Origin of the sequence: Streptomyces sp. NPDC005728 (assembly GCF_040630895.1) — a bacterium.
In the GTDB taxonomy this organism is placed as follows: Bacteria; Actinomycetota; Actinomycetes; order Streptomycetales; family Streptomycetaceae; genus Streptomyces.
The window spans coordinates 24,427-50,043 of record NZ_JBEXYL010000028.1 but is presented as its reverse complement, the minus strand read 5'-3'; the positions used below and the strand labels follow the sequence as shown (position 1 = coordinate 50,043).

The following is a 25,617-nucleotide window of genomic DNA, read 5'->3' as shown; positions in this document are numbered from 1 at the left end:
CCTGCTTCGACGGCTTCTGCTTGTGATCCTGCTTCTTCGACGCCGGACGCCTGTCATCCTGCTTCGACGGCTTCTGCTTGTGATCCTGCTTCTTCGACGCCGGACGCCTGTCATCCTGCTTCGAAGCCTGCTCCTTGCCATCGGGCCCCTTCGCCGCATGCTCGTGGTCCTGCGCCTTCTCCGCATGCGGAGTGCCGTGCGCATCGGATTGCGGCTCGCTGTGCGGGGCACCCCACGTGACCACGGCGGTGGCCTGCGCGGAAGCCACCGCGGATACCTCCTGCGGACCGTCGGAGTCGTCGGCGAAGCTGACGCCGACTCCGGCTGTGGACAACCCCGCCACCACTGCGGCTACGAGTGCAGCGCGCTGAAACTTGCGCATGGTTTGACCTTTCTCACCCGAGTGTGAAGTTCTACATTGGATACTCAGCGTGAGAATAGACGCACGGATCGTAGTAATTTGCGATCTTAGGCAGGGCGCCGTGTCGGCCACAGGACAACTGGGGCAAGCCCCCCCCGAACTAGAACAGAGCGCTGTAGGCGTTCAGCGCGGGCTGTCCGCCCAGGTGGGCGTAGAGCACCGTCGAGTCCGCACCGATCTCGCAGCGCCGGACGAGGTCGATGAGCCCGGCCATGGACTTCCCCTCGTAGACGGGGTCGGTGACCATGCCCTCCGTCCGCGCGGCTAGCCGCATCGCCTCCAGGGTGGCCTCGTCCGGGATGCCGTAGATCCCCGCGTGGTACCGCTCGTCCAGCTCGACGGTCAACTCCCCCTTGACTCCGATGAGTTGACCGGTGGCATGGGCGATCCGGGCGATCTGGGCGCGGGTACGGGCGGGCTCGGCCGAAGCGTCGATGCCCAGCACCCGGCGCGGTCGCCCGCCCGACTCCTCCAGGGCGCGGAATCCGGCGATCATGCCCGCCTGCGTGGACCCGGTGACCGAGCAGACGATCACCGTGTCGAAGAAGACACCCGATTCCTGCTCCTGCTCCGCGACTTCGTGGGCCCAGCGGGCGAAGCCGAGGCCACCGAGCGGGTGGTCGGAGGCGCCGGCCGGGATCGCGTACGGCTTGCCGCCCGCCTCCTCGACGTCCCGCAACGCCTGCTCCCAGCTCTCCTTGATCCCGATCCCGAACCCGGCCCGGACCAGACGCACCTCGGCCCCGGCGAGCCGGCTGATCAAGATGTTGCCCACCTTGTCGTACACGGCGTCCGGCCACTCCACCCAGCTCTCCTGCACCAGCACGCACTTGAGTCCGGCGTGGGCCGCGACGGCGGCCACCTGGCGGGTGTGGTTGGACTGCACCCCGCCGATCGAGACGAGCGTGTCGCAGCCCTGCGCGAGCGCATCGGCGACGAGGTACTCCAGCTTGCGGGTCTTGTTCCCGCCGTAGGCGATCCCGGAGTTGCAGTCCTCTCGCTTGGCCCACAGGGCGGCGCCGCCGAGACGGGCGGTCAGCCGTTCCAGGGGGTGGACCGGGGAGGGGCCGAAGAGGAGGGGGTAGCGGGCGTAGGACGACAGGGACACGGATCCTCCTGGGTCGGGTGGAGTCAGCCGGGGTCGGCGAGCGTGCGCCAGATGTCGGCCGTGGCCCGGACCGCTCCGTCCACGTCACCGTCGGCGCAGGCCTCGATCAGCCGCTCGTGCAGGCCGCGCGAGCGGCAGGAGCCGCCCTCGCCGAAGCGCTGCCGTTCCAGGCGGCGGATGAGCGGGGTGTAGCGGGCGACGGTCGCGGCGGCCGCGCGGTTGCCGCCGACCCGGACGAGGACGTCGTGCAGTTCGTCGTCGGCGCGCAGGGCCTCGTCCACGTCACCGGCGTGTACGGCGGTGGCGAACCGGTCGTTGGCGGCGCGCATCACCTCGAGGTCCGCCGGCCGCAACCGGGGTACGGCGACCCGGGTGGCCAGTTCGTGCATGGCGCCGACCACGGCCGCCGCATCCCGTACATCGGCGGCGACGAGCGGGGTGACCCGGGTGTAGCTCTGCGGCTTGCTCTCCAGCAGCCCCTCGTCCACGAGCCGGGCGAACGCCTCGCGCACGGGCGCCCGGGACAGACCCAGCCGCTCGGCGAACTCGGCGTCGCGCACCACCGTGCCGGGCTCGATCTCCCCGGCCACGATGGCGTCCCGGATCGCCGCGCAGGCGCGGTCCCGGAGCAGGGTGCGGGGAACGGGTCGCAGGGTCTCCACGAACTGAAATGTTAGATATCAGTTCCCTCGGCAGGCAAGGGTGTGGCCCGCACCCCCCGTGTGAAGTGCGGGCCACGATCAGGGCCGGCCGCGGTTCAGGCCTCCCACGGCCAGTCGGCGCTCTTCGCCCGCTCCAGCAGCGTCACCATCCGGAAAGCCGCGTCCGAGAGGCCGCCGAAGGTGTGGCGGTTTCCGGTTCCCGACGGACCGTGGCCCGCCCGGTAGCCCTCCAGGTTCCAGGTGTAGACCGGGATGCGGTCCGGGACCTGGGCCGTCGGGTCGCCGTGCTGGTGCGGGGCGTACTGCTCGTCGGTGACGATCAGCACCCGGTCGTGCTTCCTGTAGTGCCGGCGCACCGCCTCGGTGGTGTCGGTGCCGCCCAGGTTGCCGAAGCGCTCCAGGATCTTCAGCACGGACTCGCCCTTGCGGAAGTCCACCGTCGCGCTGGTCGAGCCGAACTCGACCAGGTCGGCGTCCGCCGCCCGCAGCGCGAGCGCGGTACCGAAGATCGCCGCCGCGTCGGCCCGGGTGAGCTGGGCGCGCTCGGACACCTGCGACCAGAACATCGAGCCCGAGCGGTCGACCAGGACCAGCGTCCGGCCCGGCAGCGCGGGCACGTTGGCCAGCGAGTGGCCGAGTGCCTGCTCCAGCGGGTAGGACCAGCGCAGCGAGGGCGCGTGCCGGTACGCGGCCAGGTAGCGGAACGGGAACTGCCGCGAGCGCGCCACCTGCTCCGGGTCGCTGATCTTCGCCGCGACCTTGGCGGCGACCTCGTCCGAGACGCCCGCCTCGTCGAAGTTCCGCAGGTTGCGCACCAGCGCCATCGCGCCCATGGACGGGATCACGGCCTCCCAGGCCGCCTTGTCCATCGGGCCCTGCAGCCAGCCGGCCAGCGCCTCCCAGGTGAGCCCGGCCGCGGCCAGCCGCTCGGCGCCGCCGGGTGCGGTGACGACGGCCCGCCGCTGCTCGACGGGCAGTGCCATCAGCTCACGGTGCGCGGTGAGCACCGGGAGCACGGCGGGCGGCACGGCGGTGTCGGGGCTGTGCCGCCGGTCGAGGGCGTAGCGGAACAGCTCCCCCTGCCACGGCTTGTCCGCGTCCGGCGCCGCGTGCACCAGGTTGAGGATGTCGCCGAAGCGGTAGCCCTTGGACGCGGTGTCGTACTTCAGCAGCGACTTGGCGTGGTACAGCCGCCGTACGGCGTCGGCGACGCCGCGCTTGACGGGCTTGGGGACGGCACGGCCGTACGTCGCCGTCCAGTAGGCGAGCAGTTCGCCGGGCTCGTCCGGGCGCTGCAGTACGGAGTCCACGACCTGCCGGTTGGAGGGACCGCCGGTCACGCCCGCAGCCAGCCGGGCGTGCACGTACTCGGCGGCGCCCACGATCGAGGCCGTCCGCATGTTGCCCTCGCCGCGCAGCCAGCCGAGCAGGCCGGCCGTCCACGAAGGATCGGCGACGGCGAGTTCGCGCACGAGCGTCACGAAGCGGTCGTCGCGGTCGGCGCCGGTCTCGTAGAAGGTCTGCTGCGACACGAAGTTGGACACGGCGAGCAGAAAGAGCTCGGAGCGCGCGTCGCGCTGACGACCGCGGCCGCCCTCGTAGGTACGGAGCACACGGCCTGTCGACGTCACCGCCGACTTCAGCTGCGCCTTGGCGGCACGCGTGTTGAATCGCGCCATGATGAATTCCCCCGAATTCATAGTCTGTTTCGGAGGGAGGCGCGGCAAATGGAGGGTGCCCGAGATCCGGGTCGGCGACGGAGATGAACAACTGCTCTACCCACTGAGCTACAGCGCCCCGAAGGCGCTGACGGGATTCGAACCCGCGACCCGCTGTGCCCGAAGTATCCGCTGCCTTCGCACCGGACACCCACCATGTGCCACGCCTCCCGAGATCAGGTCGGCGGCGGTTCCGGGTTCTCTTTGCAAAAGAAGTAACCGCAGCCTGCGCACCGGGAGGTGCATGAAGTTTTCGGTGTCCAGAGATCGAGGTCGGCGGAACCGACGTGGTGCTCTAGCCTCTGAGCTACACCGGCCTGTCGGAGCCGGTGGCGGGACTCGAACCCGCGGCCTCCCCATTAAGAGTGGAAGTAGGTCCTGCCTTCGCACCTGGACAAGGATCACTCTAGGAGGGGGGCCGCGGGACGAGCGAGCGAATTAATTACCGCGCGTGCGTCCGCACGTTTGTCAGTGCGTGCGTCAGTTGCACTTCTGGCGCTTCCAGGGGCCGGTGATGGCGAGCATGATGCCGGGCGTCTGGATGTTGGCGAACAGGGTCCGGCCGTCGGGCGAGAAGGTGACGCCGGTGAACTCGCTGTACTCGGGCTCCTCCTCGGTGCCGATGTTCAGCTCGTTGCGGGCGATCGGGTAGGTGCGGCCGCTCTCGGTGGCGCCGAACAGGTGCTGCACGCCCTCGCCGTCCTCGGCGATGACCAGGCCGCCGTACGGGGAGACGGTGATGTTGTCGGGGCCGTCGAAGGCGCCGTCCTTGGCCGGGTCGGGGTTGACGCCGAGGAGGACCTTCAGTGTCAGGGTGCGGCGCTTGGGGTCGTAGAACCAGACCTGGCCGTCGTGCTGGACCGGGCTCTCCGCGCGGGCGAAGGAAGAGACGATGTAGACGCCACCGTCACCCCACCACATGCCCTCCAGCTTGCGGGCGCGGGTGATCTGTCCTGCGGTGAACTGCTTGCGCACGGAGACGGTCTTGGCGTCGCGGTCGGGAACGTCGACCCAGTCGACGCCGTACACGGTGCCGATCTTGGTGGCCCGGGACAGGTCGTCCACGAAGTTGCCGCCGGAGTCGAAGCACTTGAAGGCCTGGAGCACACCCGCGTCGTCGGCGAGGGTGCGCAGCTTGCCGCGGCCGTGGTGGAAGCCCGCCGGCGGGGTCCAGCGGAAGAGCAGGCCGTTGGGGTTGGAGGCGTCCTCGGTGAGGAAGAGGTGGCCGCGCTTGGGGTCGACGACGACGGCCTCGTGGGCGTAGCGGCCGAGGGCCTTGATGGGCTTGGGGTCGTGGTTGGCCCGGCGGTCCTCCGGGTCGACCTCGAAGACATAGCCGTGATCCTTGGTGAAGCCGTTCTTGCCGGCCTTGTCCTCGGTCTCCTCGCAGGTCAGCCATGTGCCCCACGGGGTACTGCCGCCGGCGCAGTTGGTGGCGGTGCCGGCGATGCCCACCCACTCGGCGACCTCGCCGCCGCGGCGGACCTCGACGACGGTGCAGCCGCCGGCCGCCGCCGGGTCGTACACGAGGCCCTCGGTGAGCGGCACCGGGTGCGGCCACTGCGCACGGGCGCCGGCCAGCTCGTGGTTGTTGACGAGGAGGGTGGTACCGCGCGGGCCGTCGAAGGTGGCGGTGCCGTCGTGGTTGGACGGGGTGAACTCGCCCGACTCCAGCTGGGTCTTCCCGCTGTAGGTGATGACCCGGTACTTGAAGCCCTCGGGCAGCGCGAGGAGGCCGTCCGGGTCGGGGATCAGCGGGCCGTAGCCGACGCCGTGGTGCCCGTGCCCGTGCACCGACTCGCCGTCCACACTCTCGAAGTCGTCCGTGGCGGCCAGGGCCTGGGGCGCGGTGGCGAGGGCGCCGACGCTGCCCGCCAGTGCGACCCCCGCACCGGTGATCGCGGATTTTCTGGCGAAGTCCCTGCGGGTGAGCGACATGGTGTCTCCTGTGACGGTGGGCGTGCCGTGGAGGGTGGGGGGTCTCGGTTCGGCGCACACGCTTCCGCCACCTACTGAACGGGAGTTGAACGCCCGGCTACTTCGGGGGCCCCTGTTCCATGAACCCGTCCGGATCGTCCCATGAGCAACCCAAGCGGCGACCGTGTCCTCGCCCGCTGCCACCTCTGCCCTTCCCGCCCGCCGGAGCGGCGCTCGGCCCGCCGGGTACCGGACCGAGCACCAGCCCTTACGGCTCAACCAGCCTGCTGGGAACGCGCCTTGAACGCGGCCTTCCGGGCCTCCTTGGCCACCTTCTTGTCCGGGTGCAACCGGCCCATCGCCTCGAGCACGTCCGCGGTGGCGGGATGCTCGACCCGCCAAGCAGCCGCGAAGAACCCGCTGTGCTGCTCGGCCAGCCCCTCCACCAGTGCCTGGAGTTCCTCCGAGTTGCCCTCGGCGGCCAGCTGCGCGGCCACCGTGTCGATGGTCAGCCAGAACACCAGGTCCTGCGAGGGCGCGGGCACGCCGGAGGCGCCCCGCTCGCTCAGCCACACCCGGGCGAGCCCGCCCAGCTCGGGATCGTCCAGGACGTCGCGCAGCGCCGGCTCGGCCTCCGGGCCGACCAGGGACAGCGCCTGCTGGCAGCGCAGCCTGCGCAGCGGCGCGCCCGCGTCCGCCCCCCGCGCCGCCGCCAGCAGCTCCTGTGCCGCGGTGAGCGGTTCACGCCGGACCAGCCACTGCTCGGTCTCCGCCTGCGCGGCGGACTGCCCGAAGTGCGCGGTGCCGTCGAGCAGCACGTCCGCTCCCTTGTCGGCGAGTTCACCGACCGCGGGCGCCTCGAAACCGGCGTCCAGCAGCCGTGCCCGTAGCCCGTACTCACCGAGCGGGGTCAGCCGGACCATGCCGTAGCGGGAGACGTCGGTGTCGTCCACCGTCGCCGCGGGCTCTTCGTCCGCGTCCGCCATGAGTGCCTCGTCCACCGGCTGGTACTCCACGAGTCCGACCGGCTCCAGCATCCGGAACTGGTCGTCGAGACGCATCATCGCGTCGGAGACCTGTTCGAGGACGTCGTTGGTGGGATCACCCATGTCGCTGGGGACGATCATCGAGGCGGCGAGAGCGGGCAGCGGCACCGGGCTCCCGCCGGAGCCGTCCTCACTGACGGTCAGCAGATAGAGGTTGCCGAGGACGCCGTCGAGGAACTCCGCCTCGGCCTCCGGGTCCCACTCGAGTGACGAGAAATCGACCTCGCCGCCCTCCTCCGTCGCGTCGACCAGGCCGTCCAGATCGGGCACGCTCGCATCCCCGATGACGGTTTCCAGGGTGGCCAGCCACACCGTCAGCACGTCGTGCGGGGAGCCGCCGGTGAGCAACGCCAGTTCCGCGCCGACGGCGACGGTCCCGGCCTCCTCGTCGGTGATCTCGACGAGCCCGGCGTCCACGGCCGCCCGCCAGGCCTCAGCGGCATACGCGGCGGCCTCGTCCCCGCTCAGCCCGAGCAGCTCGGCGGCGGCCGGAAGCTGTTCCTCCAGCAGCCCGCCGCCGGCGTCCACCCGGATGTCGGGCCCGGCCCAGCGGGCGAGGCGGGCGGCACGGGAGAGCAACGGCGTGGACAGCGCGGCGCGCGCCAGCTCCGCTTCGGGGTGCAGCCGTACGGGCGGCAGGGGGGAGCTGTCTGACATCGGCTGGTTCTCCTCGGACCGTGAAAGGACTCAGCCGCTCAGCCTAGACGGATTTCCACCCATGCCACCCGGTTCATCTCCCCGCCGGCGGCCGTACATGGCCGAAACCTTGACAACTCCCCGCAGCAGGCAGGAGATTGACGCGCGTAGAAGTTGGGGGGACAACTGTTCACTCTGCTCTACGCGTGTCACACAGGGCTACGTCCCCTGCACACTTCCGTTCCACCCTCGTCCCGGCGCTCACGCATGTCCCCGGAGGGATCCCTTGCCGAGCAGGTCTTCCGCGCGCCTCGCCGCGCTCACCGTCGCCGCTGTCTGCAGCGCGGCGTCCGCCGTCGTCCTCACCTCGCCCGCGCACGCCGACTCGGTGCGCGTCCACGACGTCCAGGGCACGACCCGAATATCACCGTTCGCGGGCCAGAAGGTCACGGACGTGCCCGGCATCGTGACGGCCACGCGCACCTACGGCTCCTCCCGGGGCTTCTGGATCCAGGACCCGACCCCGGACGACAACCCGGCGACCAGTGAAGGCGTGTTCGTCTTCACCAGCTCCACGCCGAAGGTCGCGGTCGGCGACTCGGTCACGGTGACCGGCACGGTCTCCGAGTACGTCCCGGGCGGCGCCTCGTCCGGCAACCAGTCGCTGACGGAGATCACCAAGCCGGTGATCACCACCGTCTCCACCGGCAACGAGGTCCCGGCGCCGACCGTCATCGACGCGGACTCGGTGCCGGACGCGTACGCCCCGGCGGGTGACGCGGCCGCGGCCGGTTCCGTCAACGGCCTGGCCCTGGACCCGTCGACGTACGCCCTGGACTACTACGAGTCCCTGGAGGGCATGAACGTCCAGGTCGCCGACACCCGCGTGGTCACCGCCACCGACCCGTACAGCGAGCTGTGGGTGACGGTGAAGCCGTGGGAGCACCGCAACCGCCGCGGCGGCACGGTCTACGGCTCCTACGACTCCCAGAACACGGGCCGCCTGCAGATCCAGTCGCTGGGCGCGACCGCCGACTTCCCCAAGGCGAACGTCGGCGACCGGCTGGAGGGCACCACCACGGGCCCGCTGGACTTCAACCAGTTCGGCGGCTACACCCTGGTCGCCGGCAAGCTCGGCACGCTGCACAGCGGCGGGCTCGAGCGGGAGACCACGCAGAAGCAGTCGCGCGGCGAGCTGGCGGTGGCGACCTACAACGTCGAGAACCTCGACCCGTCGGACGCCACGTTCGACAAGCACGCCGCCGCGATCGTGAACAACCTGCAGTCGCCCGACATCGTGTCCCTGGAGGAGATCCAGGACAACAACGGCGCCAAGGACGACGGCACGGTCGACGCCAACGAGACCGTCACCAAGCTGATCGACGCGATCGTCGCGGCGGGCGGCCCGAAGTACGACTGGCGCTCGATCACCCCGGTCAACGACCAGGACGGCGGCGAGCCCGGCGGCAACATCCGCCAGGTGCTCCTGTTCAACCCGGAGCGGGTGTCCTTCGTGGACCGCGCGGGCGGCGACTCCACCACCGCCGTCGGTGTCACCAAGGTGCACGGCAAGGCGCAGCTGACGGCCTCCCCGGGCCGGATCGACCCGGCGAACACGGCCTGGAAGAGCAGCCGCAAGCCGCTGGCCGGCGAGTTCGTCTTCCGTGGCAAGACGGTGTTCGTGATCGCCAACCACCTCAACTCCAAGGGCGGCGACCAGGGTCTGACGGCGCAGTACCAGCCGCCGGTGCGCAGCTCGGAGATCCAGCGCCACGCACAGGCGACGCTGGTCAACGCGTTCGTCAAGAGCATCCTCGACGTCCAGAAGAACGCGAACGTCATCGCGCTCGGCGACATGAACGACTTCGAGTTCTCCGGCACCACGAAGATCCTCGAGGGTGACGGCGAGCTGTGGTCGGCGATCAAGTCGCTGCCCAGGAGCGAGCGTTACACCTACGACTACCAGGGCAACCAGCAGGTCCTGGACCAGATCCTGGTCAGCCCGGCGATCCGGCGCGGCTGCGACTTCGAGTACGACAGCGTGCACACCAACTCGGAGTTCAACGACCAGATCAGCGACCACGACCCGCAGGTGCTGCGGTTCCGCCCGTAACGACAGGGCCTCGGCTCAGGTCTGGCTGAACACGCCGTTCAGCCAGACCTGCCAGGCGCTCTCGTTCGCCTCGGCGTCGGCGTCCGGCGCGAAGTCGTGCACGCTGATGCCGACCGGGGCGCCCCAGTGGCCGCGTCCGAAGAAGCGGATGAGGGCACTGTCGGTGCGCAGCCCGATGAAGTACGGGCTGCGGTAGTCGAGTACGGCGTCCAGGCTCTGCCCGCCGGGTCCCTGGGCGCCGACCTTCGCGCCCGCGGCCGTGTCGTCGGCCAGGCCGAGCGCGCGGCCGACGGCGGCGAGCGCCTCCCTGGTCTGCGAGGCCTCGGGCCCGTTCAGCTGGGCGAAGGTGACCGGGCGGGGCGCGAAGTGCGTGAGGTACTCGCACAGGGTGTGCAGGTAGAAGTTGGTGTGCTTGCTGGCGCCGTCGTACTGGTTGTTCCAGTCGTCGGTGAAGATGCCGCTGTGCACGTAGCGCACCCAGGCACGGCGGCCCTCGTCGCGGGGCTCGATCGTGTAGTCGAGCTGGTTGACGGACTGGACCGGGAAGCCGACGTCGTCGCTGCGGTTGGTGTAACGGTGGGGCGGGTCCCAGGCGGTGACGGTGGACCCGAAGGGGCCCGAGCCGCCCACCCGGGGCTCGGGCGGGTCCATCGGCCAGAGGTAGCCGCCGGTTCCGGTGGTGATCGCCTCCCACACCTGCTCGGGCGGGACGTCGACCTCGAACTCGCGGACGATCTCGAATTCCTTGGACATGGTGGGGCTCCTGCTGACTACTGGTCCGGTTCGGGGGCGGGCTGGTCCTTGACCGTGGGATGGAGGGCGACGACGATCCGGTGGTCACGGCCACCCTCGGTGTCGGGGGCGTCGTACTTGCGGATCAGGGCGCTCACGCCCGCCGTCAGCTCCTGCACGAAGGCCGCGCGGTCGGCGGCGGAGGCGAAGCGGACCTCGCCGTCCAGGGCGTAGGTCGCCAACGGCTTGCGGGCCCTGTCGGCGCCGGTGATCAGCGCGCCGACGTCCCGCACCAGGCGGGCGCCGAGCGCGAGCAGCCAGCGCGCGGACAGCTGGTCACGGAAGCGGGCCGGGTCCGGCTGCACGGGGGCGAGCGCGGCCGGCGAGATGACGTACGACGCGGCGGTCGCGCGCATCAGCCGCTCGGTGACATTGCCCTTGCGGCGCTCCCCGGCCAGCTCGACCAGGCCGTACCGCTCCAGCGCCTTGAGGTGGTAGTTCACCTTCTGCCGGGGCAGTCCGACCTTGCCGGCCAGCATCGCCGCCGACGCGGGTCCGGCGGCCAGCTCGGCGAGCAGCCCGGCTCGTATCGGGTCGAGCGATACGGCCGCCGCCTCGGGGTCCTCGATCACGGTCACGTCCAGCATGCGTCCACCCTCGCACCGAAAACTTTTTTTGTCCAGACGGACAGAGTTTTCGGTGCGGGGTGTCGTGGAGCCGCTTCGCCGCTGGAGTCACCTCGCCGGTGGAGCCTCTTGGCCGGTGGAGCCTCTTGGTCGTCGGCGGATCCGGGGGAGGTCAGTGGTGACGCTGCCTGCGCCACGCGATGCCCGCCGCGACCGCGGCCGCGCCCAGCACGCCCACGGCCAGGATCAGCCCCGGATGGCGCATGCCCGCACTCAGCGCGCCGCGCAGGGGTTGCGGGGCGGATTCCTCCAGGGTGTGCCCCGCACGCTCCGCCCGGCTCTGTACGGCGTGGCCCGCCCGGCTCGCCCGGTCCTGCATCGCGTGCCCGGTCCTGGCCGCCCGGTCCTGCACCGCATGCCCGGTGCTGGCCGCCCGGTCCTGCACGGCATGCCCGGCCTGGGCCGCCCGGTCCTGCACCGCATGGCCGGCCCTGCTGGCCCGGTCCTGCACCGCGTGCCCGGTCCTGGCCGCCCGGTCCTGCACGGCATGTCCCGCCTCGGCCGCGCTCGTGCGCAGCTGGACGGTCATGGCGCCGGCCTTGTCCCGCAGGTCGGCGGCCCTGGCCCGCGCCCGGCCCGTCGCATCGACCTTGTCCGCCAACTGGGCGACGGTGTCGCCGAGTTGGCTCCTGGCGTGCTCGATCTGGTGTCGCAGCTCGTCGGGGCCTTTGGCGCCCGAGCCGTGCGGATTCCTGTCGTTCATCGGTGTGCCCTTTCCCTGATCGCGCCGACGTCCGCCCCGCCGCCACCGAGCGTCTTCTCGGGTGCGGGCGGGTCGGCTCGGTGCAGCCGGGCGCGTCCGGCCGCGGGCCGGGCGTGCTCGGTAACGGTCACGCTGCTCCGCCTCCTCTCCGTACGGAACATCCGGGTACCCCGGCCGATGACCCTCAGCCCTTCTCCCCTCCCCCGGCCCCGCGGTCACCGAGCCGCGCGAGCTGGGTCTGGAACCAGTCGAGCCGGGCCTGCAACAGGGCGGCCTCGGCGACGAGTTCGGGTACCCCGAACTCCCCGCGGGCCGTCGGTTCCGCGGACGGTGCGGCGGCTGCGTCGCCGCCCGCGACCACCCGCAGCCCCCCTCCGGCCAGCCGGGCGAATCCGGCGAGCGAGAGGGACGTACGCCCGCGCGCACAGCCCGCGCACGCGGGGGCGAGGGCCCGCCAGCCGGGTCTGCCCCAGTCGGCGTCGGCCAGTGCGACCACGGTGGCACCGCAGGCGCACGGACCGGCGGTCGCTGTGCGCACCCGCTGCCGGGCGTAGCGGAAACCGCGCTCGAAGCGGATGTAGGCCCCGAGCACGGAGACTCCGAGCAGGACCGCGGCCCGGTGCTCCGCCGTGCACAGCAGGGCCTCGGCGGCCGCGCGGTCATGCACACAGTGGAAGCCGCAGTCGCACAGGCGTGCGGGCGGGCGGTGCCTGCGCCCGTAGACACAGGCGGCGTCGTCGAGCACGCCGTACGGCAGCGCGCCGCCCAGTGACACACCGGTGAACCCGGCCCGGGTGCCGTCCTGGGACAGCACCGGGTGGGCGATCTTGTATCCGGTCGGCGGCTCCGTGGGGCGTTCCACCGGGAGCCGCAGCCTCATCGGACCGCCGGTACCTCTTCGCGAGCCGGCTCGGCCGGTGCGGTGAGGGTCTTCTCCTCGGGGAGCTGCGGCTCCTCCTCGTGGACGAGCGGCCGTTCCTCGGCCACTCCGGTGGCCAGTGCCTTGCCGAGTTTCATGGTGCCTCCCATGACCGACGTAGATGACCGTCCGGGCCCATAGTGACCCATGAAGGGCCTAGTTGGACACAGCACCTTCGGCCGTCCGCCAACTCATCAGGAATACTTAGCAATATTCCTTAGAAGAATTAAGTAGAGCTTCACCATTGCGGTGCCGAGACTACTCCCATGACGACTCGACGCAAGCCCTTCGGCCGCACACTCTGCGCAATGATCACCCCGTTCACCGCGGCGGGCACGCTGGACCTGGAGGGCGCAGGCCGGCTGGCCGGCCGGCTGGTGGCCGAAGGCTGCGACGGTCTGGTGCTGAACGGCACCACGGGCGAGTCGCCGACCACCTCGGACACGGAGAAGGCGGAGCTGATCACGGCCGTCCGCGAGGCGGTCGGCGACGGCGTCCCGCTGGTCGCGGGCGTCGGCACCGCCGACACCCGGCACACGGCCGAGCTGACCCTCGCGGCCGAGAAGGCGGGCGCGGACGGGGTGCTGGTGGTGACGCCGTACTACAGCAGGCCGCCGCAGGAGGCGCTGGAGGCACACTTCCGCCGGATCGCGGACGTGAGCGGACTGCCGGTGATGCTCTACGACATCCCGGGCCGCACGGGCACCCGGATCGAGTCGGAGACGATGATCCGTCTCGCCGGGCACCCGCGGATCGTGGCGGTCAAGGACTGCTCCTACGACCTCCTCGGCACCCAGAAGGTGCTGGCGCACACGGAGTTGGCGTACTACGCGGGCTGCGACGAGCACATCCTGGCGCTGTACGCGGTGGGCGCGGCGGGCTGTGTGAGCACGGTCGCCAACGCCGTACCGGGCCACATCGCCGCCATCCTGGACGCGTTCGACGCGGGCGACACGGCCCGCGCGACCGAACTCCAGCTGCGCGCCACGCCGTTGATCGAGGCCATGATGGCCGCGGGGCTGCCCGGCACGGTCACCGTCAAGGCGCTCCTCGGCACGCTCGGCCTGCCGGCGGGCCCGCTACGGGAACCCCTTTTGCCCGCCGCCCGGGAGACGTCCGACAGGCTGCGGGCGCTCCACGAGGAGCTGACGGCGGCATGATCAGCGCTCGGCCTGCACAAACGCCCCGGGCGGGCTCGTGACACGGCTGTGACAGTTGGCGGACAGGGCCATGACCTGGGCGGATCAAACTCGAATAAAGAGGGCGAAGAGCCGATATCGGACATTTGCCCACTGCTTCCGAGGACGCGAGCAGCGACGACCCGGTCGACCCGCCTAAGGAAATCCCATGAGCCTCACTCTCACCACCCACGAAGCCGCCACCCCCGAGCTGGCGCCGCGTGAGCGCGAGACCCTCCGGCACATCGCCGCCGGCCGCACCTACCTGCAGACGGCCCGCCACATGGGACTCTCCAAGCACACGGTCGACGCCTACCTGCGCCGCATCCGGGCCAAGCTCAACATCAACAGCACGGCCGAGCTGACCCGGCTGGCCATCTCCCTGGGTCTGTGACGGAGAAGCCAGCGGACGCAACAGAAGCCGAGGTGATCGACCTACTGGCTAAGGACCAGGTCAGAGCCTCGCCCGCCCCGCCTCGCACCCAGAGCGGTGTTCATTTTCCGGGCCCGCGCCGAACAGCGGACATGGACAGCCCGACACGCAGGCGCATACTGGTCGCAATGACAAAGCCAGCCGCCCCGAAGCGCCACCTGCCCACCAGCCCCTTCAAGGCCCCGGTGACCCCGCCCCCCAAGCAGTTCGCCGTGGGCGACCAGGTCACACACGACATGTACGGTCTCGGCCGAGTGATCGGCATCGAGGAAGGAATCGCGGCACTCGTCGATTTCGGCTCGGTGCGAGAGCGGATCCTGAGTCCGTACACCAAGATGAGCAAGCTGTAGGACCGCTGCGCCCCTCCACGGGCACGCCGGCCCCCTTCATGGCTCTGTACCGAATGGAAGACCTCTCATCGACCTGACCTCGCTGTTCTCTGCTCCGGAAGGGACGCCTCGCTGTACCACCGCAGCGTCGCCGCCTCCGACGACCAACCCCTTCCAGGCCCCGGACTTCGGGGAGGACGACACCTTCCTGACCGAGGATGTGCAGGCATCCGTCTCGGATACGGGTACAGCACAACGCAAGGCAAGCTAGCTCCGACGAGGCCCCGGATCATTCCGGGGCCTCTGGCGTCTCAGGGGTGTCCGGGAGCACAGGCCTGTTGCCGGGGCGAGGCCACAGCCCTACGGAGCGGGCTGGTAGGTCACGGTCGTACCGGGGCACGCCTCCGCGAGCTGGTTGAGTGCCTCGCGTTCGACGGCGTCCGCGGTGAGTCCCCAGCGGAGTTTGGTTGCGACCCATTCCGAGACGTAACGGCACTCGACTTCGACGGTCGGCGGCAGCCACTCGGCCGGGTCCTGGTCGGCCTTGCTGCGGTTCGAGGCTGCCGACACGGCGACGAGGGAGGTCGGGACGTCGAGATCGTTGGCGTAGGCCTCGCGCCGCTCCGCCGTCCACTGCGACGCCCCGGAGTCCCAGGCTTCGGCCAGCGGCACCATGTGGTCGACGTCCAAGGCGCCGGCCGAGGTGATCCATTTGGAGTCGTAGTACGACCACCAACGCCCTCCGGACAGCTTGCAGCCCGGAAGGATCTGGGGAGGGTCGACCGCCTCGGCGAGAAGCACCTCGGCCCGGGTGTTGCAGCCGTCGGTGGGGTTCCTGCCCGCGTTCCAGTGCTTGAAGCTCGTGCGCTGATAGCCGTCGCGCACCTCCGCGGCGGACGGGACTGCCTGGACCGCCGCCGCGAAGGGGACGGTGAACACCGGGGCGGAGCGGCCCTCCGCTTGGGCTGGAGTGGGTGCCGCGAGGGACACGACGAGGGGTACGACCGCGAGGGCGGCCCACCTGAGGTTCTTGATCACGTCAAGCAGAGTTGACTGCAAGTACCTCGTTCGAGGGGTTCGACTCGAATGAATGAGCCATACGGCTGTCTCAGTTCACCGGACAGGCGTGCCAACAGCCGCCCATCGAGGGACTCCCGTCCGGCGCTCACGCACGAGCGCCCTCCCAGGCCGTCCTCGGGCCGTGGAAGGGCGCTCGACGCTGACCGACGTCGACGGCTGTCGACGGCTCAGCAGCGGTTCAGAACGTTGATCGATGACGCGGCCGCAGGTCACGGCCGCCCATGATCAGTTGTGGCTGTGCAGGATGTCGTTCAGGCCGCCCCACACCGCGTTGTTCGGACGGGCCTCGACGACGCCGGTGACCGAATTGCGGCGGAAGAGGATGTTGGAGGCGCCGTTCAGCTCGCGCGCCTTGACGATCTGGCCGTCGGGCATCGTCACCCGGGTGCCCGCGGTGACGTACAGGCCGGCCTCGATCACGCACTCGTCGCCCAGCGCGATGCCGACACCCGCCTCGGCGCCGATCAGGCAGCGCTCGCCGATGGAGATGATCACGTTGCCGCCGCCGGAGAGCGTGCCCATGGTGGACGCGCCGCCGCCGATGTCCGAGCCGTTGCCGACCACGACACCGGCGGAGATGCGGCCCTCGACCATGGAGGTGCCGAGCGTGCCCGCGTTGAAGTTCACGAAGCCCTCGTGCATGACCGTGGTGCCCTCGGCGAGGTGCGCGCCCAGGCGGACCCGGTCGGCGTCGGCGATCCGCACGCCCTTGGGGGCGACGTAGTCGGTCATCCGCGGGAACTTGTCGATCGAGGTGACCTGGAGGTGCAGGCCCTCGGCGCGGGCGTTCAGCCGCACCTTCTCGATGTCGTCCACGGCGACCGGGCCGAGCGAGGTCCAGGCCACGTTGGCGAGGTGCCCGAAGATGCCGTCCAGGCTCTGGCCGTGCGGCTTGACCAGGCGGTGCGAGAGCAGGTGCAGGCGCAGGTAGACGTCGTGCGCGTCGAGCGGCTTGTCGTCGAGCGAGGCGATGACCGTACGGACCGCGACCACCTCGACGCCCCGGCGGGCGTCCGGGCCGACCGCCGCGGTGGCGCCGCTGCCGAGCAGCTCGGCAGCCTGCTCGGCGGAGAGCCGCTCCGTGCCGGCGGGGCCGAGGCCCTCGGCAGTCAGGGCAATCAGCTCGGGGGCGGGGAACCAGGTGTCGAGAACGGTGCCGTCGGAGGCGAGGGTGGCGAGACCGGCGGCGACGGCGCCGGTGGTACGAGAAGCAGTGTCGGTCATGAAGGAAACCTAACGTGGGGGAGGTCGTGGGAGCGAACCCGTGCGGGGGGCGTCTCAGGTGCCGGGCGCGGGTTCAGGGGATCACCCGAGCCAGCAGGCCCCGCGCGTACTCCTCGTCGTACGAACCGCCCGTCAGGAGCACCTGCAGACAGATGCCGTCCATCAGCGCGAGCAGGGCCCGTGCCGTCACCGGATCGGTCCGCCCGGCCAGCCGAGCGGCCGTCTCCTCCGTCCACTGGGCGGCGACGGGGCGCAGGGCGGGGCGTCTGAGGGCCGCGAGATACAGCTCGTACTCCAGCTCGACGCCCGGCCGGTCGCCGCCCAGCCACTCTCCGAGCACCCGGGCGAGACCGGCCGCGAGGTCACCGTCGGCATCGGCGTCGTCCAGGACGCCGCTTGCGTCGAGCACCCGCGCGAAACCCTCGTTGGCCTGGTACAGGGCGGCCACCAGGAGGTCGTCCAGGGTGGCGAAGTGGTACGTCGTGGAGCCGAGCGGAACGTCCGCCTCGGCGGCGACCGTGCGATGGCTCAGCCCGGCGATCCCCTTCTCCCCCACGACCCGGATCGCCGCGTCGATGATCCGCTGCCGCCGCTCGGGGTCGTAGCGCCGGGGCATCAGTGCGCCCCGCCCAGGTTCAGGACCACCACTCCCCCGACTATCAGCAGGATCCCGGCGACCTTGGTCGCGCTCAGCCCCTCCCCGAAGAGCATCAGGCCGAGGACGGCGATGGTCGCGGTGCCGACCCCGGACCAGATCGCGTACACCGTGCCGATCGACAGGGTCTTCAGGGTCTGGGCGAGCAGCGCGAAGGAGACGAGGTAGCCCAAGGCCGTCACGAGCGAGGGCCAGAGCCTGCTGAAGCCCTCGCTGTACTTCATCGCCGTCGTGGCGGCGACCTCGGCGGCGATGGCGCCGGCGAGCAACAGGTATCCCATGGGGACAAGCGTACCCAGCGTTGTGTACGAGCGTACGCAACGGAAAGTTTCACTTTCATAGAAACCGCTCACTGAAACACCCCACGGCGCCCCCTCGGCTCCACTAATGTGCAGCCCCTCGGCACCACTTCAGCTTCACTCTTCAACCACTTCACCTTCAAATCCCCGGCCGCCCCGGGCGGCGGAGGAGAACCGCGCATGCCTGAAAACACCCCCCACCCCCCGCAACCACAGCCCTGGGAGAGCGGCTGGACCCCGGACACCTCCCGGGCCCCCGGCACCCGAAGACTCTGGCTGGCCGGCGCACTGGCCGTGGCCACCGTCGCGGCCTGTGTGACGGCGATAGCCGTGACCGACAGCGCTCCCCGGCAGCAGACCACCCCACCCGTGACCGGAGCGCCCGTGGACGACGGCCCCGGCCTGCTCTCCTTCGTCTCCCCCTCGGCGAGCACGCCCGCTCCGCCGAAGGGCAAGGCGGCCATGTCCTCGGTGACGCCCTCGGTCACCGCGTCCTCCGCATCGACGGACACGGCCGGATCGACACCCGAACCTGCCAAGTCCCGCCCGCCCCACCGGAGTTCCCCGAAGCCCGCCGCCGACCGGCGGTCGGTGCGCTCCCTCAACTACCCGGACCGCTACTGGCACATCGCCGGCGACTACGTGAAGCTCGACCCGGTCGGCTCGCCCTCCGCCCGCAGCGCCGCCACCTTCAGGCTCGTCAAGGGCCTGTCCGACGCCCGCTGCTACTCCTTCGCCACGGCCGGCGGCGACTACCTCCGCCACCGCGGCTTCCTCCTGCGCGCCGAACACGACGACGGATCCCGCCTGTTCCGGCAGGACGCCACCTTCTGCCCGCGTACGTCTTCCTTCACCGGCGCGACCATGCTGGAGTCGGTCAACTACCCCGGCCGCTTCCTGCGCCACCAGAACTTCCAGGTGAGACTGGACCCGTACCAGAACACCGACCTGTACCGGGCGGACTCGGCGTTCCTGCTCGTGGACGGGCTGGCCTGAAGCCGGCCCGAACACACGAAAGCGGCGGCACCCTCAGGTGCCGCCGCCTCACGCACGCGGACGCCTCGAAGCCGGAGCCGTCTCAGACGTTGAACCCGAGCGCCCTCAGCTGCTCCCGGCCGTCGTCCGTGATCTTGTCCGGGCCCCACGGGGGCATCCAGACCCAGTTGATGCGCAGTTCGCTGACCAGGCCGTCCGTGGCGGACTTGGCCTGGTCCTCGATGACGTCCGTCAGCGGGCACGCCGCCGAGGTCAGGGTCATGTCGACGGTCGCGATGTTGGCGTCGTCGACGTGGATGCCGTAGATCAGGCCGAGGTTGACGACGTCGATGCCCAGCTCGGGGTCGACGACGTCCATCAGGGCCTCACGGAGTTCCTCCTCCGAGGCCGGCTTCATCTCCACGGTGTCAGTCATGCCGTCTTCCTTTCGGCGTCGGCGCCGCCCAGCACCTGGGCCGTCGCGTCCTTCCACGCCATCCAGCTCAAGAGGGCGCACTTGACCCGGGCGGGGTACTTGGAGACTCCGGCGAACGCGACCGCGTCCTCCAGGACCTCCTCCATCGCGTCGTCGGGCTCGATCCGGCCCTTGGACTGCATCAGCTCCAGGAAGGTCTCCTGGATCTTCTGCGCTTCGGCCAGCTCCTTGCCGACCAGCAGCTCGTTCAGGACGGACGCCGAGGCCTGGCTGATGGAGCAGCCCTGGCCCTCGTACGAGACGTCCCTGACCGTCGTGCCGTCGTACTTCACTCGGAGGGTGATCTCGTCGCCGCACGTCGGGTTCACGTGGTGCACCTCGGCATCGCCGTCCCTCAGACCACGCCCGTGCGGGTTCTTGTAGTGGTCCAGGATGACTTCCTGGTACATCGAATCCAGCTTCACGGTGTCGACACGCCTCTCAGCCGAAGAAGTTCCGTACGTGCTCCAGGCCGTCGACCAGAGCATCGATCTCGGCCGGCGTGGAGTACAGATAGAACGACGCTCGCGTGGTCGCAGGAATTCCGTAGCGGAGGCAGACGGGCCGCGCGCAGTGGTGGCCGACGCGGACCGCGATGCCCTGCTCGTCGAGGACCTGGCCCACGTCGTGCGGGTGGATGTCCCCGAGGGTGAAGGAGATCGCGGCGCCACGGTCCTCGGCCGTGGTCGGGCCGATGATCCTCAGGTCCGGGACCTCCGCGAGGCGCTGCACCGCGTACTCCGTCAGTGCGTGCTCGTGGGCGAGGATCCTGTCCATGCCGATCGCGTTCAGGTAGTCGATCGCGGCGCCGAGACCGACCGCCTGGGCGATCGGGGGCGTGCCCGCCTCGAACTTGTGCGGCGCCGGGGCGTACGTCGAGGAGTGCATCGACACCGTCTCGATCATCTCGCCGCCGCCGAGGAACGGAGGCAGGTCCTCCAGCAGCTCCTGGCGGCCCCAGAGGACGCCGATGCCGGTCGGGCCGCACATCTTGTGGCCGGTGAAGGCCACGAAGTCGGCCTGGAGGGCCTGGACGTCCAGCGGCATGTGGGGAGCCGCCTGGGAGGCGTCGATGCAGACCAGCGCGCCGACCTCCTGGGCCCGGCGGACTATCGCCTCGACCGGGTTGACCGTGCCCAGGATGTTCGACACCAGCACGAAGGAGACGATCTTCGTCTTCTCCGTGATGATCTCGTCGATGTTGGTCAGGTCGAGCCGGCCGTCGTCGGTGAGGCCGAACCACTTCAGCTTCGCGCCCGTGCGCTGCGCCAGCAGCTGCCACGGCACGATGTTGGAGTGGTGCTCCATCTCCGTGATGACGATCTCGGTCTCGTGGTCCACCCGGTAGGGCTCGTCGGCCCAGCCCAGCATGTTCGCCACGAGGTTCAGCGACTCGGAGGCGTTCTTGGTGAAGATCACCTCGTCGCGGCTCGGCGCGTTGATGAACTCGGCGACCTTGTCACGCGCGCCCTCGTACAGCGCCGTGGCCTCCTCGGCGAGCACATGCACACCGCGGTGGACGTTGGCGTTGTAGCGCTCGTAGTACTCGCTCAGGGCGTCCAGTACCTGGCGCGGCTTCTGCGAGGTCGCCGCGTTGTCCAGGTACACGAGCTTCCGACCGTCGTGGACCTGACGGTCCAGGATCGGGAAGTCCTTGCGGATCGCCTCTGTGTCGAGGAGGCCCGGCAGCTGTGTCACTCGGATGCGCCACCCTTCGTGTAAGCCTCGTAGCCCTCGTTCTCCAGCTTGTCGGCGAGCTCGGCGCCGCCGGACTCGACGATCCGGCCGCCGGAGAAGACGTGGACGTAGTCGGGCTTGATGTAGCGCAGGATGCGCGTGTAGTGCGTGATCAGCAGGGTGCCGACCTCGCCGGTCTCGCGGACGCGGTTGACGCCCTCGGAGACGATGCGGAGCGCGTCGACATCCAGGCCGGAGTCGGTCTCGTCGAGGATCGCGACCTTCGGCTTGAGCAGCTCCAGCTGGAGGATCTCGTGGCGCTTCTTCTCACCGCCGGAGAAGCCCTCGTTCACGTTGCGCTCGGCGAAGGCCGGGTCCATGTTGAGGCGCTCCATGGCCTCCTTGACCTCCTTCACCCAGGTGCGCAGCTTGGGGGCCTCGCCGCGGATCGCGGTGGCGGAGGTGCGCAGGAAGTTGGAGACCGAGACGCCGGGGACCTCGACCGGGTACTGCATCGCCAGGAACAGGCCCGCGCGGGCACGCTCGTCGACGGACATCTCCAGGACGTCCTCGCCGTCGAGCAGCACGGTGCCGCCGGTGATCGTGTACTTCGGGTGGCCCGCGAGCGAGTAGGCGAGGGTCGACTTGCCGGAGCCGTTGGGGCCCATGATGGCGTGCGTCTCGCCCTGCTTCACGGTGAGGTCGACGCCCTTGAGGATCTCCTTCGTGGCGTTGTCGGCCTCGACGGTGACGTGCAGGTCTCGGATTTCAAGCGTTGCCATGGGTGCCTCAGGACTCCTGGGTGAGGGAGACGAGAACGTCGTCCCCTTCGATCTTTACGGGGTATACGGGGACGGGGCGCGTCGCGGGGAGGCCGGACGGCTTGCCGGTGCGGAGGTCGAAGCTGGAGCCGTGCAGCCAGCACTCGATCTGGCAGTCCTCCACCTCGCCCTCGGAGAGGGAGACGTTCGCGTGGGAGCAGATGTCGTGGATCGCGAACACCTCGCCCTCGGTCTTCACGACCGAGACCGGCGTGCCGTCGAGTTCCACCCGCTTCGGGGTGTCCTCCTCCAGCTCACTCAGCCCACAGGCGCGTACGAACGTGCTGGTCATGCGACCGAAGCCTCCAGCTCCTCCTCGATCTTGCCGAGCAGGCGCTCCTCGATGTCCGCGACACCGATCTGCTGGACCAGCTCGGCGAAGAAGCCGCGGACCACGAGGCGGCGGGCCTCGTGCTCCGGGATGCCACGGGCCATCAGGTAGAAGAGCTGCTCGTCGTCGAAGCGGCCGGTGGCGGAGGCGTGGCCGGCACCGACGATCTCGCCGGTCTCGATCTCCAGGTTCGGCACCGAGTCGACGCGCGCACCGTCCGTGAGGACCAGGTTGCGGTTCATCTCGTAGGTGTCCGTGCCCTCGGCCTTGGCCTCGATGAGCACGTCACCGATCCACACCGCGTGCGCCTGCTCGCCCTGCAGCGCGCCCTTGTAGACGACGTTCGACTTGCAGTGCGGGGTGTTGTGGTCGACCAGGAGACGGTGCTCCTGGTGCTGGCCGGCGTCGGTGAAGTAGAGACCGAGCAGCTCGGCCTCGCCGCCGGTGCCCGCGTAGGCGACGCGCGGGTGGATGCGCACGAGGTCACCGCCGAAGGTGACCACGACGGACTTGAAGCTGGCGTCCCGGCCGATCAGCGCGTTGTGCTGGGCCACGTGCACGGCCTTGTCGTCCCAGTCCTGGACGGAGACGACGGTCAGCTTGGCGCCGTCGCCGAGGACGTAGTCGACGTTGGCCGCGAGCACCGCGTCACCGGTGTGGTCGATGACCACGACGGCCTCGGCGAAGGCGCCCAGCTCGATCACCTGGTGGCCGAAGGCGACCCCGCCCTCGCCGTGCACGGCGATACGGATCGGCTCGGTGAGCACCGTCTCCTTGGCGACGGTGACCACGCCGGCCTGCTCGAACGCCGAGTACGCCTGGGCGGCGACGCGGTCCACGGGGGTGCCCGCCCGGCCGATCCGGGCGTCGTCCCGGCCGACGGTCTCGACGGTGACGCCCTCGGGGGCCTCGACGGTGACCTTCACGCCCTCGCCGTTCGCCACGGCGGTGCCGTCGTGCAGCCCGCGCAGGCGCTCCAGCGGCGTGAACCGCCACTCCTCCTCGCGGCCGTGCGGGACCGGGAAGTCCGCGACGTCGAAGGACGGGGGCGCGCTCATGCGCGTGGCGACGGTCGACTCGGCGGCCACCGCGATCTGGCCCGCGGTGGTGGAGCCCACGGGGATGTTCTGAGCCTCAGCCATGGCTGTCGGTCTGCTCGCTTTCTTACGTGAGTGGCTTGATGGAGACGGCGGTGGGCGTCTAGCCGACCGCGCCTTCCATCTGGAGCTCGATCAGCCGGTTGAGCTCGAGGGCGTACTCCATGGGCAGCTCCTTGGCGATCGGCTCGACGAAGCCGCGCACGATCATCGCCATCGCCTCGAACTCGGAGAGACCGCGGCTCATCAGGTAGAAGAGCTGGTCCTCGGAGACCTTCGAGACGGTCGCCTCGTGGCCCATGGACACGTCGTCCTCGCGGACGTCCACGTAGGGGTACGTGTCCGAGCGGGAGATCGTGTCGACGAGCAGCGCGTCGCAGAGCACGTTGGACTTGGAGCCCGCGGCGCCCTCGCCGATCTCGACCAGGCCGCGGTACGAGGTACGGCCGCCACCGCGCGCCACCGACTTGGAGACGATGTTGGACGAGGTGTTCGGCGCCATGTGGACCATCTTGGAACCGGCGTCCTGGTGCTGGCCCTCGCCCGCGAAGGCGATGGAGAGGGTCTCGCCCTTGGCGTGCTCGCCCATCAGGTAGACGGCCGGGTACTTCATCGTCACCTTGGAGCCGATGTTGCCGTCGATCCACTCCATGGTCGCGCCCTCGTAGGCGACGGCGCGCTTGGTGACCAGGTTGTAGACGTTGTTCGACCAGTTCTGGATGGTCGTGTAACGGCAGCGGGCGTTCTTCTTGACGATGATCTCGACGACCGCGGAGTGCAGCGAGTCCGACTTGTAGATCGGGGCGGTGCAGCCCTCGACGTAGTGCACGTAGGCACCCTCGTCGACGATGATCAGGGTCCGCTCGAACTGGCCCATGTTCTCCGTGTTGATGCGGAAGTAGGCCTGGAGCGGGATCTCCACGTGGACGCCCGGCGGGACGTAGATGAAGGAGCCGCCCGACCACACGGCGGTGTTCAGGGAGGCGAACTTGTTGTCACCGACCGGGATGACCGTGCCGAAGTACTCCTTGAAGAGCTCCGGGTGCTCCTTCAGCGCGGTGTCGGTGTCGAGGAAGATGACGCCCTGCTCCTCCAGGTCCTCGCGGATCTGGTGGTAGACGACCTCCGACTCGTACTGGGCCGCGACACCGGCGACGAGGCGCTGCTTCTCGGCCTCCGGGATGCCCAGCTTGTCGTAGGTGTTCTTGATGTCCTCGGGCAGGTCCTCCCAGGACTCCGCCTGCTTCTCCGTGGAGCGCACGAAGTACTTGATGTTGTCGAAGTCGATGCCCGACAGGTCCGAGCCCCAGTTCGGCATGGGCTTCTTCTCGAAGAGGCGCAGGCCCTTGAGACGGAGCTTGGTCATCCACTCCGGCTCGGACTTCTTCGCCGAGATGTCCCGGACCACGTCCTCGTTCAGACCACGCTTCGCAGAGGCGCCGGCCTCGTCGGAGTCGGCCCAACCGTATTCGTACGTGCCCAGACCCTCGAGTTCGGGGTGGGCAGTCTCCGTGGGGAGAGTCATGCGGGGTTCCTCCCGGCCGTGCTGGCAGATGCGGTGTCGCTGGTCTTGGAAATCTTGGGGATGAACGTCGTGCAGACGCCGTCGCCGTGCGCGATGGTCGCCAGTCGCTGGACGTGGGTTCCCAGCAGCTCGGCGAAGATCTCCGTCTCCGCCTCGCACAGCTGCGGGAACTGTTCCGCCACGTGGGCGACCGGGCAGTGGTGCTGGCACAGCTGTTCGCCGACCGGTGCGCTGCGCGCCGTAGCAGCGTACCCGTCGACACTCAGGGCCTTGGCCAGCGCTTCGGTGCGCTCGTCGGGGCTGACGCTTTCGATCGCCTTGCGGTACGCGCCGGCCTGGGCGGCGATCCGGGCGCGGGCGAAGGCGGCGACCGCCTCGGCTCCGCCCTCCCGCTCGGCGATCCAGTGCAGGGCGTCCGCGGCGAGCTTGTCGTACGACTGGTCGAAGGCGTCCCGGCCACAGTCCGTGAGCGCGAAGACCTTGGCGGGACGGCCACGCGTACGCGTGCCGTACACCCGCTGCTCGCGCGCCTCGACGACGTCGTCGGCGACCAGGGCGTCCAGATGCCGTCGCACGGCAGCCTGGGTGAGTCCCAGCCGGCCGGCCAGCTCGGCGACGGTCGACGGGCCGTGGTCCAGGATGGACCGCGCGACCCGGTTGCGCGTGGAGCGCTCCCCGGTCGCGAACTCCTCCTGCGGGGTACCCATCGGGGTCTCCCGAGCGTCGCCGACGTTTTTCACAACGCCATTGTTGCGTAATTCCTCAGACCCTGACAAGCGCCGTTCGGATCAACGGGCGGTGCCCTGCGTCACTTAGGCATACCTAATCTGACCTGCGGAAATGATCTTCTGATCGAT

The 25,617-nt window shown here is 69.9% G+C and carries 28 protein-coding genes, 1 tRNA gene and 1 pseudogene; 5 read left to right on the top strand and 25 right to left on the bottom strand.

Annotated elements, in window-relative coordinates; genetic code table 11:
- The 7 genes from ABZ471_RS20475 to ABZ471_RS20445 all read right to left on the bottom strand — a co-directional run.
- Nucleotides 1–382 (bottom strand): hypothetical protein (locus tag ABZ471_RS20475; protein ID WP_359068190.1); only part of this gene is annotated, 382 nt, incomplete at its 3' end.
- A gap of 139 nt (nucleotides 383–521) precedes the next feature.
- Complete coding sequence (locus ABZ471_RS20470; RefSeq protein ID WP_359068189.1) at nucleotides 522–1,529, bottom strand: 1-aminocyclopropane-1-carboxylate deaminase; 1,008 nt, start codon at nucleotides 1,527–1,529, stop codon at nucleotides 522–524.
- A 23-nt stretch (nucleotides 1,530–1,552) separates the two neighbouring features.
- Nucleotides 1,553–2,191, bottom strand: a complete 639-nt coding sequence (locus ABZ471_RS20465) for a GntR family transcriptional regulator (protein ID WP_359068188.1) — start codon at nucleotides 2,189–2,191, stop codon at nucleotides 1,553–1,555.
- 95 nt (nucleotides 2,192–2,286) lie between these two features.
- Nucleotides 2,287–3,870, bottom strand: a complete 1,584-nt coding sequence (locus tag ABZ471_RS20460) for a TROVE domain-containing protein (RefSeq protein ID WP_359068187.1) — start codon at nucleotides 3,868–3,870, stop codon at nucleotides 2,287–2,289.
- 366 nt (nucleotides 3,871–4,236) lie between these two features.
- Nucleotides 4,237–4,306: transfer RNA gene (locus tag ABZ471_RS20455), tRNA-Lys, on the bottom strand.
- Between the two features lie 83 nt (nucleotides 4,307–4,389).
- Entirely contained in the window at nucleotides 4,390–5,847 is a 1,458-nt protein-coding gene (locus ABZ471_RS20450; RefSeq protein ID WP_359068186.1) for an alkaline phosphatase PhoX, read from the bottom strand.
- A gap of 254 nt (nucleotides 5,848–6,101) precedes the next feature.
- Entirely contained in the window at nucleotides 6,102–7,529 is a 1,428-nt protein-coding gene (locus tag ABZ471_RS20445) for a hypothetical protein (RefSeq protein WP_359068185.1), read from the bottom strand.
- Nucleotides 7,530–7,794: 265 nt separating this feature from the next.
- Between ABZ471_RS20445 and ABZ471_RS20440 the strand changes: the two genes are divergently transcribed.
- Nucleotides 7,795–9,621, top strand: coding sequence for an endonuclease/exonuclease/phosphatase family protein (locus ABZ471_RS20440; protein ID WP_359068184.1), 1,827 nt, complete (start codon nucleotides 7,795–7,797; stop codon nucleotides 9,619–9,621).
- A 15-nt stretch (nucleotides 9,622–9,636) separates the two neighbouring features.
- Here ABZ471_RS20440 and ABZ471_RS20435 read toward each other — a convergent pair whose 3' ends face one another.
- The 6 genes and pseudogenes from ABZ471_RS20435 to ABZ471_RS20410 form a co-directional block, all read right to left on the bottom strand.
- Nucleotides 9,637–10,374, bottom strand: coding sequence for an SRPBCC domain-containing protein (locus ABZ471_RS20435; protein ID WP_359068183.1), 738 nt, complete (start codon nucleotides 10,372–10,374; stop codon nucleotides 9,637–9,639).
- Nucleotides 10,375–10,391: 17 nt separating this feature from the next.
- Entirely contained in the window at nucleotides 10,392–11,000 is a 609-nt protein-coding gene (locus tag ABZ471_RS20430) for a helix-turn-helix domain-containing protein (protein ID WP_359068182.1), read from the bottom strand.
- A 151-nt stretch (nucleotides 11,001–11,151) separates the two neighbouring features.
- Nucleotides 11,152–11,742 carry a DUF3618 domain-containing protein gene (locus ABZ471_RS20425; protein ID WP_359068181.1) on the bottom strand — a complete coding sequence of 197 codons (591 nt, stop codon included), beginning with the start codon at nucleotides 11,740–11,742 and terminating at the stop codon, nucleotides 11,152–11,154.
- A pseudogene (locus ABZ471_RS20420) lies at nucleotides 11,739–11,840 on the bottom strand (phage holin family protein); the annotation flags it as partial. The pseudogene ABZ471_RS20420 and the gene ABZ471_RS20425, both read right to left, overlap by 4 nt.
- An 86-nt stretch (nucleotides 11,841–11,926) precedes the next feature.
- On the bottom strand, nucleotides 11,927–12,622 hold the full coding sequence (locus ABZ471_RS20415; RefSeq protein ID WP_359068180.1) for a hypothetical protein: 696 nt from the start codon (nucleotides 12,620–12,622) through the stop codon (nucleotides 11,927–11,929).
- Nucleotides 12,619–12,759 (bottom strand): hypothetical protein, encoded by a 141-nt coding sequence (locus tag ABZ471_RS20410; protein ID WP_359068179.1) that lies wholly within the window; start codon nucleotides 12,757–12,759, stop codon nucleotides 12,619–12,621. The genes ABZ471_RS20415 and ABZ471_RS20410 overlap by 4 nt, the downstream gene beginning before the upstream one ends.
- 168 nt (nucleotides 12,760–12,927) lie before the next feature.
- Here ABZ471_RS20410 and dapA point away from each other — a divergent pair, with 168 nt between their 5' ends.
- The 3 genes from dapA to ABZ471_RS20395 all read left to right on the top strand — a co-directional run bounded on the left by dapA (nucleotide 12,928) and on the right by ABZ471_RS20395 (nucleotide 14,622).
- Nucleotides 12,928–13,821, top strand: a complete 894-nt coding sequence (dapA, locus tag ABZ471_RS20405) for a 4-hydroxy-tetrahydrodipicolinate synthase (protein WP_359068178.1) — start codon at nucleotides 12,928–12,930, stop codon at nucleotides 13,819–13,821.
- Between the two features lie 187 nt (nucleotides 13,822–14,008).
- Complete coding sequence (locus tag ABZ471_RS20400) at nucleotides 14,009–14,233, top strand: helix-turn-helix transcriptional regulator (protein ID WP_359068177.1); 225 nt, start codon at nucleotides 14,009–14,011, stop codon at nucleotides 14,231–14,233.
- A gap of 167 nt (nucleotides 14,234–14,400) precedes the next feature.
- Nucleotides 14,401–14,622, top strand: a complete 222-nt coding sequence (locus tag ABZ471_RS20395) for a hypothetical protein (RefSeq protein WP_359068176.1) — start codon at nucleotides 14,401–14,403, stop codon at nucleotides 14,620–14,622.
- A 339-nt stretch (nucleotides 14,623–14,961) separates the two neighbouring features.
- On the opposite strand, the gene ABZ471_RS20390 is transcribed toward ABZ471_RS20395, so the two are convergent.
- The 4 genes from ABZ471_RS20390 to ABZ471_RS20375 form a co-directional block, all read right to left on the bottom strand.
- A complete protein-coding gene (locus ABZ471_RS20390) occupies nucleotides 14,962–15,639 on the bottom strand; it encodes an HNH endonuclease family protein (RefSeq protein WP_359068175.1) in 678 nt (225 codons plus the stop codon).
- Between the two features lie 267 nt (nucleotides 15,640–15,906).
- Entirely contained in the window at nucleotides 15,907–16,905 is a 999-nt protein-coding gene (gene dapD, locus ABZ471_RS20385; protein WP_359068174.1) for a 2,3,4,5-tetrahydropyridine-2,6-dicarboxylate N-succinyltransferase, read from the bottom strand.
- A gap of 73 nt (nucleotides 16,906–16,978) precedes the next feature.
- Nucleotides 16,979–17,521 (bottom strand): TetR family transcriptional regulator, encoded by a 543-nt coding sequence (locus ABZ471_RS20380; protein WP_359068173.1) that lies wholly within the window; start codon nucleotides 17,519–17,521, stop codon nucleotides 16,979–16,981.
- A complete protein-coding gene (locus ABZ471_RS20375) occupies nucleotides 17,521–17,841 on the bottom strand; it encodes a multidrug efflux SMR transporter (protein ID WP_359068172.1) in 321 nt (106 codons plus the stop codon). The genes ABZ471_RS20380 and ABZ471_RS20375 overlap by 1 nt, the downstream gene beginning before the upstream one ends.
- A 198-nt stretch (nucleotides 17,842–18,039) precedes the next feature.
- On the opposite strand from ABZ471_RS20375, the gene ABZ471_RS20370 reads away from it, so the two are divergent.
- Complete coding sequence (locus ABZ471_RS20370; protein ID WP_359068171.1) at nucleotides 18,040–18,855, top strand: AbfB domain-containing protein; 816 nt, start codon at nucleotides 18,040–18,042, stop codon at nucleotides 18,853–18,855.
- 82 nt (nucleotides 18,856–18,937) lie between these two features.
- Here ABZ471_RS20370 and ABZ471_RS20365 read toward each other — a convergent pair whose 3' ends face one another.
- The 8 genes from ABZ471_RS20365 to ABZ471_RS20330 are packed head-to-tail and all read right to left on the bottom strand — an operon-like array spanning nucleotide 18,938 to nucleotide 25,500.
- A complete protein-coding gene (locus ABZ471_RS20365; protein WP_061928429.1) occupies nucleotides 18,938–19,270 on the bottom strand; it encodes a metal-sulfur cluster assembly factor in 333 nt (110 codons plus the stop codon).
- Nucleotides 19,267–19,734 (bottom strand): Fe-S cluster assembly sulfur transfer protein SufU, encoded by a 468-nt coding sequence (sufU, locus tag ABZ471_RS20360; RefSeq protein WP_359068170.1) that lies wholly within the window; start codon nucleotides 19,732–19,734, stop codon nucleotides 19,267–19,269. Before sufU ends, ABZ471_RS20365 begins: the two co-directional genes overlap by 4 nt.
- A 16-nt stretch (nucleotides 19,735–19,750) precedes the next feature.
- On the bottom strand, nucleotides 19,751–21,007 hold the full coding sequence (locus ABZ471_RS20355) for a cysteine desulfurase (RefSeq protein WP_359068169.1): 1,257 nt from the start codon (nucleotides 21,005–21,007) through the stop codon (nucleotides 19,751–19,753).
- A complete protein-coding gene (sufC, locus tag ABZ471_RS20350) occupies nucleotides 21,004–21,768 on the bottom strand; it encodes a Fe-S cluster assembly ATPase SufC (RefSeq protein WP_359068168.1) in 765 nt (254 codons plus the stop codon). Before sufC ends, ABZ471_RS20355 begins: the two co-directional genes overlap by 4 nt.
- Before the next feature lie 7 nt (nucleotides 21,769–21,775).
- Complete coding sequence (locus ABZ471_RS20345) at nucleotides 21,776–22,099, bottom strand: non-heme iron oxygenase ferredoxin subunit (RefSeq protein ID WP_355715238.1); 324 nt, start codon at nucleotides 22,097–22,099, stop codon at nucleotides 21,776–21,778.
- Nucleotides 22,096–23,280, bottom strand: coding sequence for a Fe-S cluster assembly protein SufD (gene sufD, locus ABZ471_RS20340; protein ID WP_359068167.1), 1,185 nt, complete (start codon nucleotides 23,278–23,280; stop codon nucleotides 22,096–22,098). The genes ABZ471_RS20345 and sufD overlap by 4 nt, the downstream gene beginning before the upstream one ends.
- A gap of 58 nt (nucleotides 23,281–23,338) precedes the next feature.
- A complete protein-coding gene (gene sufB, locus ABZ471_RS20335) occupies nucleotides 23,339–24,760 on the bottom strand; it encodes a Fe-S cluster assembly protein SufB (protein WP_359068166.1) in 1,422 nt (473 codons plus the stop codon).
- Nucleotides 24,757–25,500, bottom strand: a complete 744-nt coding sequence (locus tag ABZ471_RS20330; RefSeq protein ID WP_359068165.1) for an ArsR family transcriptional regulator — start codon at nucleotides 25,498–25,500, stop codon at nucleotides 24,757–24,759. Before ABZ471_RS20330 ends, sufB begins: the two co-directional genes overlap by 4 nt.
- Between the last annotated feature and the right edge of the window lie 117 nt (nucleotides 25,501–25,617).

Excerpts from the sequence above, each read along its gene's own strand:
- ABZ471_RS20460 (WP_359068187.1), bottom strand. The coding sequence starts at position 3,870 with ATGGCGCGATTCAACACGCGTGCCGCCAAGGCGCAGCTGAAGTCGGCG.
- ABZ471_RS20450 (WP_359068186.1), bottom strand. The coding sequence starts at position 5,847 with ATGTCGCTCACCCGCAGGGACTTCGCCAGAAAATCCGCGATCACCGGT.
- ABZ471_RS20445 (WP_359068185.1), bottom strand. The coding sequence starts at position 7,529 with ATGTCAGACAGCTCCCCCCTGCCGCCCGTACGGCTGCACCCCGAAGCG.
- ABZ471_RS20435 (WP_359068183.1), bottom strand. The coding sequence starts at position 10,374 with ATGTCCAAGGAATTCGAGATCGTCCGCGAGTTCGAGGTCGACGTCCCG.
- ABZ471_RS20430 (WP_359068182.1), bottom strand. The coding sequence starts at position 11,000 with ATGCTGGACGTGACCGTGATCGAGGACCCCGAGGCGGCGGCCGTATCG.
- ABZ471_RS20425 (WP_359068181.1), bottom strand. The coding sequence starts at position 11,742 with ATGAACGACAGGAATCCGCACGGCTCGGGCGCCAAAGGCCCCGACGAG.
- ABZ471_RS20415 (WP_359068180.1), bottom strand. The coding sequence starts at position 12,622 with ATGAGGCTGCGGCTCCCGGTGGAACGCCCCACGGAGCCGCCGACCGGA.
- ABZ471_RS20410 (WP_359068179.1), bottom strand. The coding sequence starts at position 12,759 with ATGAAACTCGGCAAGGCACTGGCCACCGGAGTGGCCGAGGAACGGCCG.
- dapA (WP_359068178.1), top strand. The coding sequence starts at position 12,928 with ATGACGACTCGACGCAAGCCCTTCGGCCGCACACTCTGCGCAATGATC.
- ABZ471_RS20400 (WP_359068177.1), top strand. The coding sequence starts at position 14,009 with ATGAGCCTCACTCTCACCACCCACGAAGCCGCCACCCCCGAGCTGGCG.
- ABZ471_RS20395 (WP_359068176.1), top strand. The coding sequence starts at position 14,401 with ATGACAAAGCCAGCCGCCCCGAAGCGCCACCTGCCCACCAGCCCCTTC.
- dapD (WP_359068174.1), bottom strand. The coding sequence starts at position 16,905 with ATGACCGACACTGCTTCTCGTACCACCGGCGCCGTCGCCGCCGGTCTC.
- ABZ471_RS20380 (WP_359068173.1), bottom strand. The coding sequence starts at position 17,521 with ATGCCCCGGCGCTACGACCCCGAGCGGCGGCAGCGGATCATCGACGCG.
- ABZ471_RS20375 (WP_359068172.1), bottom strand. The coding sequence starts at position 17,841 with ATGGGATACCTGTTGCTCGCCGGCGCCATCGCCGCCGAGGTCGCCGCC.
- ABZ471_RS20370 (WP_359068171.1), top strand. The coding sequence starts at position 18,040 with ATGCCTGAAAACACCCCCCACCCCCCGCAACCACAGCCCTGGGAGAGC.
- ABZ471_RS20365 (WP_061928429.1), bottom strand. The coding sequence starts at position 19,270 with ATGACTGACACCGTGGAGATGAAGCCGGCCTCGGAGGAGGAACTCCGT.
- sufC (WP_359068168.1), bottom strand. The coding sequence starts at position 21,768 with ATGGCAACGCTTGAAATCCGAGACCTGCACGTCACCGTCGAGGCCGAC.
- ABZ471_RS20345 (WP_355715238.1), bottom strand. The coding sequence starts at position 22,099 with ATGACCAGCACGTTCGTACGCGCCTGTGGGCTGAGTGAGCTGGAGGAG.
- sufD (WP_359068167.1), bottom strand. The coding sequence starts at position 23,280 with ATGGCTGAGGCTCAGAACATCCCCGTGGGCTCCACCACCGCGGGCCAG.
- sufB (WP_359068166.1), bottom strand. The coding sequence starts at position 24,760 with ATGACTCTCCCCACGGAGACTGCCCACCCCGAACTCGAGGGTCTGGGC.